The sequence below is a fragment of the Haloterrigena salina JCM 13891 genome, assembly GCF_000337495.1.
GTDB lineage: Archaea > Halobacteriota > Halobacteria > Halobacteriales > Natrialbaceae > Haloterrigena > Haloterrigena salina.
Genome location: NZ_AOIS01000022.1, coordinates 22,745 through 38,194 on the forward strand (window position 1 = coordinate 22,745; position 15,450 = coordinate 38,194).

Below are 15,450 nucleotides of genomic sequence, written 5' to 3' on the forward strand. Positions count from 1 at the left end.
GAAAGGCTTTATCTACTTATGACCGAGACCAACAATATCTCACTCGAATGACCCTCCAGTATGCGCGCCTCTTCCAACTACGGGCCGGCATTCAACTGATCGCAGAATCTGGTCCGATGTCCAAGGAGGAGCTTACAGAAGCACTTAGACAGCGGAAAACGATCGGTGCTGATGAAACCGCTACCGAAGGAGCAGACGATATAATCGAACAACTTCGGGATGCAAACCTCATAAAAAATAGCGAAGAGGGCTACCAACTAACATCTGAAGAGGGATTCAACGACAAAGGGGTCGTGTTGACTTATTCAGGTGAAGAAGTCGTTGGTGCAGAAGATCAGCGAGCGCAAGCAGACCGAATACTCGCAAATATCATGTACCAACACCCTATGCTGCTCGTCCTCTCGAAATTCATCTACCGGAAAGGCCCAGTCAAGGACTACGAAGTGATGCGGGAATTTGATGGCGATGCGTTCATTGGTGACAAGATGAATCAATTCACAATTGACATGGGTCTCGATCTACTGGAAGATGCCGACGTTATTGAACCCACAGACAATGGCTACATCCAGGGGAGGTGGCCTGTTCGCCTGTTCGCACACGTTATCTACGAAGAATATTCGGATTTGATTGGTGACGGGGGCAGCGTTCGAGAACCTGAACTCTTCGAGAGATTAGAAACTTTGTACGGTATCCCTCGAAGCACGTTCGATAACTACATTACGAGACTGCATACTGCCGGTATCGTTTCTGAAGGTAGCTACAAACAGTTGATCCTCAACGAAGACGTCCTTGAAGGAGCCAAAATCCATGAGTGAACCAGCAAGCAAATTCAACGAACTAGGGTTGGAACGAGACCCATTCTCGACGACTATCGCGGATGAGGAGATTGCGGCACAGTATAGTTTGGTCGGAAGAGATGATCAGGAGTACCGCCTGCGTGAATTCGTCCAATCGGGCATTCGTGAGCCCGACCTCATGAAACGTCGGCTGATTTTCGGAGAATATGGGACAGGTAAGTCCCACCATCTCATCGAACTGCGGGACGAGGTAAGAGAAGGCGTTGAAGTCGATGGGGAAACGTATGAATCACTAGCAGTATACGTCGGCAACTTAGGTCTGAGTATTCGTCGGCTGTATGAGAAAATCGTTGAGGAGATACTAGAAGACGAACCTGGTCTTCAGGACTACGTGGAGTCACTTCCTGATGTCGAACCGGACAGTAGTGTTGACGAAGCCTATCAATATGAACGTCTGCAAGACAACGTTGCCACAAACCTTCGGAAAATCGTCACACATGCCAGAGAAGAATTAGGATACCGCTCAGTCTACCTCTTCATCGACGAAGCAGAAGACATTGAGGCAGAAAATGACGAGCAGAAAGTACAGCGGTTTATTCGCTCGTTCCTTCATTTGGTTAACGAACTGAACACCTCGGGTCTGCACATTCTTCTAGGGTTTTCTCAAGGTGCACGGATGGCGATTACCCAATACGAGGATGACGATGACTCGCTTGGTAATGCGTTGGTTCAAAGGTTCCAGGGAGACGATATTTATCTTGGCGATCTTACTGAATCAGACGTCAAAGAGATGCTAATCGACCGGATGGATGCCCACCGAACTTCTAACCGTGGTGAAATTTCACCAATTGTGGAAGACACTGTCGATGTTGTAACTGAGGTTACGGGAGGCCATCCACGATCGATCCTTCAGATATACTCTGAGGCCCTCAACTACGCAGCGAAAGTGGATGCGGACCGGATTGATGGCGATGCTATCGTTTACGCTCTTAGAGATTTCACCTCTCTTGTGCGTGACGAGGACCTCCTGAGTGGAGAAGCACTTACCTCACTCAAGAAGGCCCTTGAGGATGCACACCCTGACGCACGAGATGACTTCGAGCGCTTGGAGGGGCGCCTCATTGGAGAAGGAGATGCGATTCCAGAGAATTCCTTCTCGGATGGCGTTCCTGGCGCTCTCATGAGTCCGATTACTGTTGAAGGAGAGGATGCTGGCGAAATTCGTGTCCTTGAAAAACGCGACCGGCACGGTCGATACTACTATGTTTTGAGTGAAGAGGCCAAGGACTTCCTCTTCCGCGGAAAAGGTGACGAAGGGACGGAGACACAGAAGTTGGATCTCCAAGCGACGAATGCCCCTGACAAATACCAAAGAGACCTTTCACGTGGGCTAGCGCTGGCTGTTCAATCGATGGGCAAAGGGAGTCTGCATAAGGATCCCGTCACCATCGCTGCCGGTCGATACGAATACGCTCTTCACTTAATCGACGTTGACCGAGGACCGGGGAAGCGAGAACAAACTGTCGCCGTTGGTGTGTATAACGGCCAGGAAATACCCGTAGAATTACTCAAACTCTACGTCGAGGCCTACCAATCTCGTGGGGCTACATTCGGTGCGTTGGTAAAACAAAACCAGCAGCAATCTGCGGAGGCAAATAAGTACGTTAACGGGCTAGATAGCGAAGAACGACAGTTTGTCACCGACCGTATTATAGAGGTCAATCTCTCTACTGAACAACGTGACAACTTCATTTATGGTAGGCTGTTGGCTCTTGGCGATTCTGAGATTCAAGCAGAGGGGATGGTCGATGGCCACACGCTGATCTCTGAAATTGGCATAATCGGTGGCTTGCAAGAAACCTTCACAGAGACGATCCTTCCGTATCCCGACAAGGTTCATCGTGATGTCATCGAGCATCTTGAAAAGAATGATGCACGAGAGTTCACAATTGGTGACCTAAAGGACGAGCTCGACATTCAAAGCTATAACCTGAATGGGGACATAATGGGTGGGCTTCGAGACCAAAATCTCGTAGCGAAATCAGGAAATCGCTGGGTCTATCCGGACATCGAGAACGACAAGCCGCCGTGGTATGAGATTTACCGGCGTCTTAACGAGCGCGGGGCCCTCACCGTGGATGAGATCCAGGATCAGTTAACCACCGAGTTCGCTCTGGGTTGTTCACGTGGTGATGAGAATGCGATGATTCAGTGGTATTTGGACCATCTCCAGAGACAGAACTACGTGGAGCCCACCACAGTAGAACGGGAGGGAGAGATTCACGACGCGTACGACATAGTTAGTGTTGAGGACCAGTATAATGAAGCTAGATCCCGAGCCCAATCTAGGCTGGATGCGGCGCAGGAGCTCTACGACGAAGCGGTTTCGCTTGACGCCAAGAGCATCAATAGCTACAAGAATCGGATTGAGGACTACTCCACCCAACTCGAACAGTTTGATGAAGTTTTCAACCCGACACACAACGACCTGAACGAGGTTCGTAGCCTCATCGACGATATTGTGGAACTGGAGGAAGACCTAGAAGATGCTGTCTCTGACCGCAAAGAGAAGATTGTCGGTGACGCAGTTTCAGTTCGAGACGATATTGACGATCTTCAACGGAAGATTTCGAAATCCGATGTAGAGGGTTCATTCGGGTCTCAGCTTGATGACTACGATGAGGAGTTGGGAGAACTGGATACGGAACTTGAGTCGCTCGTAGATAACGAGCAGTATGAGCGGCTTGCGAAACGAACCGGGAACATCGATGACCGGGTAGATACGATAGACGATGAAGTTGAACAGCTTCTGGGCGTCAAGTCAAAATGTACTGAGAAATTCAAGCAACTGCGTGATGTAGCAGACAGCGCGGAGGATCACATCGACGCTATTGCAGCAGAGAACTCTTCGCACACGGAACTGGAAGCGGAACTTGAGACAATTGAATCTCGATTTGACGATTATCGAGATCAGTTCAATAGTGGCGAATTCAAGGTTGCCCTCAGCACGCTCGAAGAGATTGGACCAGACCTCAAATCTCTCAAAGAGCAGGCGCAAGGGATTGAGCAGCAGCAACAACAGTATCTAAAACAACTCGATGATCTTGATCCGGAAATCTCCGACGAGGAAGGAAAAGAACTGCTCGAAGAAGCACGGAAAACCGTAAAGAAGGGCGACTTCGCCACGGCGCCGACACTCATTGACGACCTTCGTGAACGAGCAAAAGGGCCGACCCGACGTGAGCAGTTTGTCGCTGCCTTGCGTGAGTACAATGGAAGTTTCAGGAAGATCGTCACTGAGACAGACTTCGATGAGGCAGAAGCGTTTAGTCAACTCAAAGATGTCTACTCGGACTCTACGAGCGACATTGAGGACATAACGGTCGTGATGGCTAATGAGTAATGCAGAGATGAGACAGCATGAGCACCTCGATGCTGTCAAGGAGATGTGGGAGGTTCTAGTCGACGGGGAAGATCATGATGGCCTCCAACAACACGTTCTTAGATGGGTCGACAATGCCTGTAAGCAGCAGATCAACGCCGGTAACTACGATGCTACGGTAGCACTGTCAGACCTATTCGATCGGTTCCACCGAACATTCGTACTCGGTGAAGATGAACCGGATACTGGCGAAAACATCGACATTACCTACGCATTCCCTGCTCAGCTATCTACTAAGACGGCCAGCCAACTACTCTTTCAGCATGTCATCGACAAACTTGTCGAAAGGGATGTTCTACTCTACGTCTACGATAAACAACGCGTCCGGAGTCGTGTAGCAGAAGTCACTAGGTACTTCGCGCTGCTTCGCCAGCGGTTCGCTGACCAAAGTGGATACGAGCATGCTCCCAGTCTCACGAAGATGGTCAAGATGGACATTCAATCCCGTGAGAAGCCTAAATGGGGTGACCAAGGAATTGACCTGGGTGACAAAATTAGAGAGATTTTACAGCGCTCGAGCACTGGCGAACCTGCTTCTGAGTTTGGGTCCGTGGGACGGGCAGACTGGCGAGACGCCACGAACGACGCGCTCACTCTGATATACAGACTCTGTAAGCGCCGGGGTATGACCGGGTTAGCTGCATTCCAGGGCAGATCCCTCGATGAACTCTATCGCCGGGCGGTTACCGAACGAGACGAAGAACGAGCCCACGTTATCACCGCGAGTACCGGCGGTGGTAAGACAGAGGCCTTCTTGTTCCCGATACTCGCCTACAGTCTGACGGCGAACCATGACAACATTCGGGTAGGTGGTGTTGATGCTGTTCTTGCATACCCACGAAAAGACCTGTGTGATAACCAGTTTGAGCGCATCGTCGAGTATCTCTACGAGATTGAACAGATCATCGCTGCGGACGACGAACTGCCCTATGATTCGCTCCCGATAACGGTTGCCCTCCAACACGGTAGTGCAAGCCAATCTGAGATCAGCTGCCCCGTCGACGGCTGTGATGGAGGAATGCCGACGGATGACATGGTCTGTGATAAGGATCCCGCGCATAAGGCTGACTTTGCCCGATCAGATAAGGGGGCCACAGCCGACATCATCGTAGTTACCCCCGATACGCTTCATCGACGATTGATGGATCACCGGGGCTACGATCAGTTCTGGAAACACGCGTCACCGCCAAAGTTCGTTGTCCTCGACGAGGTTCACGTCTATACGAATCAGTACGGAATGCACGTTGCAAACGTAATGCGGCGGTTCCAAGCAGCAATGCGGGAAGTCGATCCAGACCAGCAACCCAACTTGGTTGCCTCCAGTGCAACTATCTCAAACGCTGAACAGTTCACAGAGGCAATCTTTGGGGCTCCCAGTGCTAGAGAGATCACTCCCCGGGGGAAGAACGAAGACATCCCATGGAAGGAGACGAGTAAGGAATTTAGAAAAGAGAGTGAGATTGAAGAAATTGGGTGGGAATATCTCGTATTTATAAAAGCTACAGACCCCCGTGAGGTCCAGGTTCCACAGGGAGAAGCAAAGTACAAACCTCGGCGTGAATGGGGACCAGAGGATTTCGAAGAGACGAACGTAACGAATCTCTCGTCCATGATTCAGGTCGCCTTCACGATGTACCATACGATCCTCAAACAGGAGTCTGATGAGGGGCAACTGAAGAACAAAATTCTGGGGTTCGTTGACTCTATTGATTCTGTCAAACGACTAGGCGATTATATCCAAGACGCAGAGTCTGGACGAGGTGTCGAGGGTCAGGAGTTATTCACTCTCCGTACTCCTGATGCTTTCCTGCGAGACGAAGATGAACCAGGGACTAATCCAGACTGCCCCAAGCACCAGTTCAGATCGAATGCAGCATCCCATGAACGGGCTGTCTGTGAACCACTCCCTCCGAACAAGAATCTGAATCCGTGTCCAGTCTATGAGGCCGGTGAGTGCTGGTGGACGATGACTGATGAGCTGGACCTTGAGCCGATGGATGTCTACCTACACAAGAGTGGCCGAACCGAGACTCCGGACGGGACCCGCATTGAAGACGACAATTGGGATCTTATGGTCACTACTAGCGCACTGGAAGTTGGGTTCGATCATCCCGGCATAATTGGAACCTTCCAGTACCGAGCACCGATGAACATCCCTGGATTCGTACAACGGAAAGGGAGGGGAGGCCGTGATCCTGATGACCAACCGATTTCAGTAGTCGTTCTCGGTTCACGTCCTGAAGACGCATTCTACTTCCACCATGAAAACCTCCTTTCCGACCCAGATGAGCGGTACCTCGAAATCAATCTGGATGAAGAGAATAGGTTCGTTCGAACAGAGCATCTCGTCTCTGCCATCTTCGATTACTTGAATGTCACTGACAACGAGACCGCAGACGAGATATACCGAAGATTAGACATCGAGGAGTTAGACGAAAAATTCACACATGAGCAAGATGAGATCGCCAACTGGCTCCGCAAGGCGTTCCCGATGGTGCCTGAGGAGCAGATTACTGCCGTGATCGATGAAATTGGAGATTACATTAATCTAACACAGGCCCCTTTGACACCTGCAAGTGTAGGTGGAGGAGACATCCAAGAATTCTGGGAGGCAGCACGCTTCCCTAGAGGAACTCGTCAGGCCGATCTTGAGGAGAGTCTTGATGACCTGAAGTTCAAGCGACGGCTTTTCCAGGAGATTGCGGCGGGGAACCTCGACTTGGAGAATACTTCCAACAAATGAGCGATCAAACTCCTCTCTCGGAAGCAGATGACCTGACGCAAGAAGAGCGATTGCTGGCACGACTTAATGGCCTGATTCAATACCAATCTGACCTGCTTGATAAGGTCCAGCGCAATCGTTTCCGTCCATATTGCCATATACCAGACCTTTTTGAGCTTGATCCAGAGGCAACAAGGCCATTTAGCGTTCCGGGTACATTCATCTCTGAGCAAGTTGGTGGTAACATCAGTGTTGTCAACGCGAATGGCGGCTTTTTGGCGAATGAGCCTCTCGATCTTATGTTGGGGAGCTTTCTGCCCGGTGGCTACAAACGCCGATGGGAATTCGACCTATGGACTGGAGATTTCGGGCCTTCATCGAGAAGAGGATTTGCAGATATTAACGACGGGCTGCGCATTCGAACATCCAGTCAACTATCCGAGATCCTACCACAGAGTGATGAAGAGCGGTACACCCCATTTGAGCACCCTGTAGACGAGGTAAGCGTCTACATTCCACAACAGTTCATCGTCTGGAATCCGAGCGTAGGTGAGAACGGAGAGCATACGCACTACTATTGGGATTCTGCGAACGGGGTTGTAAGGAATCAGAAACCAGAGGATGTCTCAGAGGAGGAACTCACGAAGTTGAAAAGTGATCCGACCTCGCAGTTCCTCTGGTTCAAACATCCCCTTGGACGAGGCGACAGTCCGGAGTCACTGGATTTGTCGACGATGACCGGTGGCCTCATTGAGCAGGGAGAGTTCAACAGCGACGCGACATTCCTTAAAGCGTACTATGCCACCCTGTTGACTCTATACGGCGAAGAGAGGACCTTCTCTGAAGTAATTCGCTATCGTCATGAGGAAGATGATGCCACGGCATTCGTTGGTAGCCGTGAGGAGAGCCAGGTTCTGATGTTTGATATAGACCGGTCGATGGTCACCGAGTTACTTGACAAAGTCTTCCAGAAAGAAACGCCGCTTTTCCGAGACCTCCAATTTTCGCTCTTATATCGCCGATTATGGGACCGACTGTTCTTCCAAGAGGAGGCCCTCGAGCACGCATTTAGCGTTACCCCGTTCTATCGTGCCCTAATTGCGGTCGACTATCTCTTTTCGATGGGATCTGACGGGCCAGACTCGCTATTTGAAGCCAGTGTTAACGACATTGCAGCACGTCTTCCAAGCCTCCTACCGTCTAGAGACAGGCGGTTAGGGCTGCTTGATTACGATGACGGGAAAATTTCGACTTATGAGACGCTTCTGGATGAATATGGAGATTCGTTGAAAGCCATTATTGAGGAGTGCACTGATGGCGATTCAGTGAGACAATTTGCTGAGCATGTCTTCGTCCACTCACTCAAACATGGACTTGCTTCGTGGGCGGCAGAATACAGTGCCGGTGGTGGTGACTTCGAAGCTTGGTACGACGTGAACTTCGTAGAGACAAACGGCGAAACCGTTGAGATCGGTATCTATGACTCAATTCAAGGCGGTGCCGGTGTAAGCCGTGAAGTCTTCGATGACTTACGTGAGCTCTCCGATACTGAACTGCTAAGCGGGCTTGCTAAACAGGCAAGCTGCCATATCGGTGCTACAGAAGAGACGTTGGTCTCCTTGCTGGAGGAATACTCTGGAGAGTACGTGTTTGACCTCGCTCAAACGAGCGAAATTGCATCTGGGCGCGATGTATCCGAGTTCAATGATGCGTTTCAGAGCCTTGGAGCCGACTTCTCGTACGCTCGGTACGACGACGTCAAACCGCTACTTCACCGGCGTCTTAACCGAATAGCTGAGACACGGGAAATGGCCCGCTTCTATAGTGTTGTTGCTGAGACATATACGACAGTGAAGGAACAACTAAACCGCACACCACGGCCGGTAGACTTGGTATTTGCTCTGGAGGACCGAACGTTCTTCGACACTCGGGTCAGAGAGACGTACCGTAGATTTGCGAATAGGCGTTCTCAGCGCCGTGATCTCAGTGAACTGGCTGAACGAATAGAAGAGGTGACTAAGCAGTGTATTCATGCATGTCCGGACTGTCTAAAACGTGATTCCTGCACACACCAATATCGGTATCAGGAACAGATGCTCGACCGCCGTCTCCTCGCACGCTCACTAGCGTCACTTGATGGAGGTAAGTGAAAATGATCTATCCGATTCAGGACATCGTTGACAACGAGACGTACTATGGCCGGGAAGTCACTATCCGATGTACAGTCGTTGGTGAACCAAGAAGAGGGCAACAAGGCGGAGACAAGGCACTTTATCCGGTTCGGGTGTCTGGTCAGTTCGAAGGTGATGCCTTCCTCTCGATCTGGCATGAGGATCCTGCTTGGACGGACTCGTTCGGGCGAACCGCGTCGTATCTTCGCGAAATAATCGACGAGGTACCGTTACAGCAAGACGAGTCGGTCGTCGTCAGGGGTATCCCTAACACACACAACGACAAGTGGTATTTCAACGTCACTGGAATCATAATTCGAGACCCGGATACCGCAATCGGCAAAAGTGAGATGCGCTCCGCTAGCGAGTGCCCCCGTATTTACGACCTTCTTTACGAGAAGAACGTGTATTCGCCTGGTCGATACGATCTTTCTCCCGGAGCAATCAAAGGGAGAATAGTTCACACATTAGTAGAACGCGCCATCGAAGAAGGGAACCAAGCTCAATTCAAAGGTGGTTGGTCGGAAGCACAAGTTGAGGCGTCTCTTGAAGAGTTAATTGAGTCGGAATATTCTATTGAGATGGCTTTGTGTCGGTTGGCATGGGTGAGCCCCAACCGAATTCAGGAGAATGCGTTGAATGCTGCTACTAGTCTTCTGACGGACGACGAATTTGCAAATCGAATCGCTTCAGCAACAGATGTTAGTGCAGAAGTCGGCCTCTCTGCCTCTGTCGGCTTTAATGGCCGCGTTGATCTAATCATCGATGGAATCCCTTATGATCTCAAGACTAACTACAAGCTGACCGATAAAACACGGAATCAGCATCGATTCCAGCTCCGGGTCTATCTCCTAGCGTTCCTCCTCGAAACTCTTGAAACAGGAGAGCGTCTCCATGAGCGGATTGACGAGGGAGTTAGCGGCTATCTCGTTTATCCGAACCTAGCGAACGAATCGGGCGTCGTGTTGGAAGAAGTCGAATTGCGGCGCGGCGATGTAGAAGACATTCTCTCTCTCCGGAACGAGGCATCTGTTCTTCGCGATGGATTCGGTGTGCCGACGACTTACGGCCGGGATTGTGCTGGCTGTACGTTCAAGTCGCCGACAACCGACCAGGAGGAAAATGAGATTCTGCCATCACCTTGTCAATACTACTGTCAGTCTGAGCGCCGGTGGCCGTGTTTTGAATCAGACGATGAAGGGAACATCATATCCCAGTGTCCACTTTTCGACGAGTGTGACCAACGACTTGAATTCCGAAACCCCGCTGTCACCGATCATTACACGGGTCTTCGTCAAGGATTGAATACTGAGCGAGACCACCGGAAGCGATTAGGCTACGAACTTGAGCAATTAGCTCCAGAGACCCTGTCGGAAGCAGGGTTACGAATCCCTGATCTCGAGCTTAAAGCCTTAGAGGGCCAACGGAGGATGGTCTTCACGTCAGATACGGGGATAGTTCCGTCTTTTACTCCAGGTTCGGGCGTACGTCTCAAGCAGACCGGCACGGAATACTATCAAGAAGCCATATACTATGGCCAGATTGAGAACAAGTACATCTTCCAACTGAAATCAACACCCAATTCAGCGTTTCTTGATCCCACAGAGACGTATGAAGCCGTCCGTACCGTAGCTGCTGATTCTCTACCGCGTGAGCTGTTGTCACAACTGGACTACGCTCAGCGAGGGGAGGTGTCTCCCCTTCTTGAGACGACAGGAAAGGCGGGCGATAACGAGGACAGTCTTGACCCTTCGAACCTAAATCATCTTTCCGAGTACGCTGACGCAAAGGAACTCTATCTGGATGTTCCAGTCCGTCGTGACCGGACTACGCTCGTTACAGACATTATTACAAAACTCGCCACGCAGCAGTATCCAACCCCGACTAGTGACGAAGAGATACCTGATGATGAACAACGTACATTAGTTCTCTGTACGCGGCCTGAGATGACCGACTCAGTTGAAGAGCGACTTTCTTCAGTCGAGGGGGCAACTAGAATGGACGGATTCGCTGGTGGGGCAACGATGGGTCTTACTGGAACATCTGATGGGCACGAAATTTATGAGGCGCTTCGTGACGCATCTGTCGTCATTTCGTCGGCACGCTATGCGCTTAGTGAGCAGATATTCCACGCTATGCGCGATGGAGATGAGTCAGTTCGGTCCCATACTGACAAATTCTTCGACACAGTCGTAATTGCGGGTGCGGAAAGCCTCGCAGAACCCCAGTTCCATTTCCTCCAGGTTCTTGGCGATCGAGTAGCAGCAATTGGTGACACTCGACGGTCTGGTCCTGAGATAGTCAGCGGGGAGGCTAGAGAGGCCCGTCTCGACGAGGCGTATTTCAACCGTCTATACCGGCGGTTTGCGAACGTTGAGAGCGGCGACAGTCAGAGCATTCGGGTGAAAGCAGAACTCACTCCTGCAATGCAATCTGCATTTTCGGGACTGGAACTTGACGCAGAGACCATTGACGGAAGTTTCGAATTTAGAGATACGGATGGTGCGATAGCGACGGCCATCGGCGAAACCTCGTTAGAGTATCAAGTACCAACGTCCACTGAAGAAGACGAAACCCGCTTCATCCGGCTAGAACCAGTTGAACAAGTTGATGCGGTCCATATCTCTCAGTCTCTACAACAGCTTAGAACCCTTGACGCGAGCGCACTGACGTTCGGCGAGACGTACACAATCCAGGACATCAGATTCAAAGTCCGTACCAGTAATCCTATTGATAGTGATCATCATCGTCTGAAGGTCAGTATCCCCGTACATGCGACACCATATCTCCATCAGCGCCTGACGAAAAATAAAGCCGAAGCCGAAAAGGTAGCTGAAGTTTGCACAAACGTCTCTCCAGATTTGGTTGTTACTCCCTTTGTCGCCCATGCAAATGCAATTCGGGAAGAATTGGAAGAAACAGGGGAGGACATAGCGGTCCGTCTCCCCGATCAGCTACCCGGAACTCATGTAGACTCGGCTGTAGTCAGTCTCGCCGTTACAGGTGAAGAACGAGTGGTCACTCCGCCCGTGAGTGAGATTGAGCAACTCTACACCTGCTTCAACTGCGCACAAGACGTCACATTAGTTGGCGATCGGGAAACTTTGGAACGGAACTCACTCATCAGTCGATTGATTGAATCTATCTAAGCGCTTACCGGCACGCATACCAATAATGCACCGACTGGATAAGGGAACAACCAACCGATACACGCGAAAGCTATGATTCCAACAGACGAATTCTATGACAAACCCGAGGTGGAAAGGCAAGAGCTTGTGGACGCAGGCCACGTCGTAATCGACGGCAAAATTGCAGAAACAGTACCTTCAAACAGACGTGGCGGAATTCACGTTTTTGAAGAACCGGTCACCGATCTCGTTGTCGATCGCCTCAAGGGTGCCCGATACACTGCAAATGAACTCGCTCCAGACTTCCCCATCGACAAGGAGGAGCTGGATGACCTGTTCAATTGGATGAAGTATGAGCCAATGGATCTTCTTACGGACCACTTCGGTGTTCTGAGGGTCGTGGATACCGAAGGTGCAGAATATGTCTACACTGTAGAAGCCATACCATTTTCGGCACGGTGTGTTGACCCAACCCTAAGTGGATACCTGTTAGACGCTAACGATCGATGTCCGATTTCCCGTCCTGAAATCACAACGAAGCGCAGTTCTACTTCTTGGGATGAATACGTAGATCAAGCAACCGATTACTGGGGAATCCCAGAAGACGAGCTGACGATGGATCTTGATGATCAAGTCGGATTCGCAAAATCAACCCTCGGACCTCTGCCGGTTATTAGCGATTTGTCGGACACAGAACGGGTTGTAGAGCGGTTCCAGAGCACTGAGGACAGTTACCGCAGGAAACAGCATACAGTCCAGAGCGTTAAAAAGAGCATTAGCTTCCACAAATCTCGTTGCCGACGTAATCCTTCACTGGGTGCATTTCAATCATTCAGTCTGTTTCTGATGGATGTTAGCGAATATGCGTCAATTGAGAACGACAGCCAGCTACGAGAGTTAGTTACACAGGGGGGACAGATTCTCTATCGATGCCTGTACGGAAATCTCTGGCCAGGCGGATCGACGGATTGGCGACCGTTCGAAATCACGATTCAAGACAGAAGTATAGATACGTTTGACCGACGGGTGATCGACATTGTAGAGCAACAACCCACATCAAACGGACAGTTATCCGACCGCTGGGGATTTTCGGATGGGCGAGAGGTATGGGATCACCTTCAGTCTGAGCTCAGTCAGTATGTAACCCGGAACACCGACAAGTTTGCTTGTGCCACCGAATCAGCCCGTCGTTACGTAAGTGGACTTGAACAGGATGGCAAAATCACTCTCAGTAAAGAGCCCCCCAGAATCCCAGGTAAAGGAAGAATCACCCTCGCAGTCTCGGATTCCCAGCAAAACGATAGCGGCGGCGTTAACTGGAGCAGGTGATTGTAGGAGTTTTACTACTCTGTTTGATCTTGTTTTCCGGTTAGTTCTATAGCAATTTCACGTCGATGACCAACACCCCGGTGTGGTTACCAACGACGCACCACCCGAAGATGTGAAGACAGTTACTGTTGATAATTCTTGCTTGCTAAGACCTTGAGAACAGTTGATCTCGCTCTAGGTCTCCACCTCAAGCAAGAAACCAACATATGACATTACCCCTTTTACCAGCATACCACTATCGTCGGGTGAAGAATGAAATGGGCAAATAAATCGCTTGAGGAACTCGAGGAGGTGTACTGGGAAGAGATTGCACCCGAGTTCCGCGACGACGGCTACGATCCAACCACTGAGTATCCCTCCTATCAGTGGCTCGTTGAACACGGGTACCGTGGTTTTCGGTACCCCTTCAGCGGCCAGCAGAACTCCCACAATATGACGTTGGCCGGTTTCTTTGCCGACCATGTCGGTCTCTCTTCGCCCAGTGGTTCCACATTCGAATGGCAGGGTGATCATCAGGCCACGCATGATGCATTGAATCAGTACCTAGAGTCACTTGCTCAGTCAGGCCTGTCCCAGACAACAATCGAGACGTACCAGTACGAGCTTTCTACACTTCTCCGGCTCTATCAAGAGGAACACGGCCATGTAGACATTGTCAGCATCGCCGATGAGGGGCCTTCTTCACTTCGAGACCATTGGGAACCGATTTTGTCCGATTTGGATCGAGAGCTTGGCAGCCGGGAGTCCAAACAGAAGTATGCACTGAGGCTGAAAGCGTTCTATGACCTCTTCTATGACGACAACAATCCTTTTGCCACCCTACTCTCCGAAGTTGAGTGGACTGACCACGATGTTTCCGACCCGGGGAACCTCGATGTGAGTCAAGTTGCGGGAATTTACCACAGCACTGCGTCACTTGATGAACAGCTTGTTGTATTGCTCACAGCTGGGTGTGGTCTCTCTACTAGTGACTGTGCAACTCTGCGGACGGACCGGGTCCAGTTCACTGATCTGGACGAGGGTTTAGATGAGGTTGGATTCTACATCGAAGGACGGGCAAACTCCCTGGTCCCTATCGAGAAAAATGTCGAAGCAATCAAACGACGACTGAACGAGCATTCGTACGTTTTTGAAAGCCACGAGGCGGGACGTACCCACGTAACAACTGAGACAGTCCGTCGGTGGTTCAAGGCTGCTGCGCGGCGTGCGGGAGTTTCTCTTCGAGGGGACACACCCACCCCTCGGGACGCACGGAAATTCTTCGGAAATGTTCAGGACGACTCTCCTATACTCGCAGCACTCCAAACTGCTGCGGCGTTCTATAGTGGTGGTGAGGAGGATGACTGATTCTACCGATCCTGATGTATACGTCCGCAAAAACAAGGAGTCCCTCGTTCGAGTCATCAAACACAGCAACGACGAGTTCGTTCGAGCGCTCTGCTTGGCTGCCCTCGTTAAGTACGGCGATGAGCCCCCTGAAGCAGTCGTCGAGAAAGACATTGACCGCCTCGATCAGCTTCGCGATTGTCTCGACCAGTAGTCGTGTTTTCTGGGTAGCGTTCTGCTGGCCACGGTTGGATCCATCAGTAGCTGGGATTACAGGTTCGGTGAAAATACCAGTGGATGATACAAATAGAGTGCTACATTCAGAGGATATAGTCAGCAAGCGAACGCATTCCTTTTGCCTCATCCGGAATGAAACAGCCGGTAAGTAGGTCTGCGAAGTGATTGCCATCGATTCTCCCTGCTCCGATAGATTTTCTCCGCGGTGTGCAGCATGCAGGGCGCGAATCAGGTACTTCGTGGACGGTCTCGGGATTAAACTATGAGGCTCTCGGCCTGCACCGCCTGTAGACGTGAC

8 protein-coding genes are annotated in these 15,450 nt (G+C 50.8%); all 8 read left to right on the forward strand.

Annotated elements, in window-relative coordinates; all coding sequences use genetic code 11:
• Positions 1-116: 116 nt before the first annotated feature.
• A complete protein-coding gene (locus C477_RS05710) occupies positions 117-815 on the forward strand; it encodes a hypothetical protein (RefSeq protein WP_152423281.1) in 699 nt (232 codons plus the stop codon).
• Positions 808-4,200, forward strand: a complete 3,393-nt coding sequence (locus C477_RS05715; RefSeq protein WP_008893502.1) for a coiled-coil domain-containing protein — start codon at positions 808-810, stop codon at positions 4,198-4,200. Before C477_RS05710 ends, C477_RS05715 begins: the two co-directional genes overlap by 8 nt.
• Complete coding sequence (locus C477_RS05720) at positions 4,193-6,982, forward strand: DEAD/DEAH box helicase (protein WP_008893503.1); 2,790 nt, start codon at positions 4,193-4,195, stop codon at positions 6,980-6,982. Before C477_RS05715 ends, C477_RS05720 begins: the two co-directional genes overlap by 8 nt.
• Positions 6,979-9,111 carry a hypothetical protein gene (locus C477_RS05725; protein ID WP_152423282.1) on the forward strand — a complete coding sequence of 711 codons (2,133 nt, stop codon included), beginning with the start codon at positions 6,979-6,981 and terminating at the stop codon, positions 9,109-9,111. The genes C477_RS05720 and C477_RS05725 overlap by 4 nt, the downstream gene beginning before the upstream one ends.
• 2 nt (positions 9,112-9,113) lie before the next feature.
• A complete protein-coding gene (locus C477_RS22800) occupies positions 9,114-12,281 on the forward strand; it encodes a PD-(D/E)XK nuclease family protein (protein ID WP_083870250.1) in 3,168 nt (1,055 codons plus the stop codon).
• Between the two features lie 72 nt (positions 12,282-12,353).
• Positions 12,354-13,589 (forward strand): DUF5797 family protein, encoded by a 1,236-nt coding sequence (locus C477_RS23420; RefSeq protein WP_152423283.1) that lies wholly within the window; start codon positions 12,354-12,356, stop codon positions 13,587-13,589.
• A 252-nt stretch (positions 13,590-13,841) separates the two neighbouring features.
• Positions 13,842-14,936: a site-specific integrase gene (locus tag C477_RS05740; protein ID WP_008893507.1), complete on the forward strand. Its 1,095-nt coding sequence runs from the start codon at positions 13,842-13,844 to the stop codon at positions 14,934-14,936.
• Positions 14,929-15,129 carry a hypothetical protein gene (locus tag C477_RS05745; RefSeq protein ID WP_008893508.1) on the forward strand — a complete coding sequence of 67 codons (201 nt, stop codon included), beginning with the start codon at positions 14,929-14,931 and terminating at the stop codon, positions 15,127-15,129. The genes C477_RS05740 and C477_RS05745 overlap by 8 nt, the downstream gene beginning before the upstream one ends.
• Positions 15,130-15,450 lie beyond the last annotated feature (321 nt).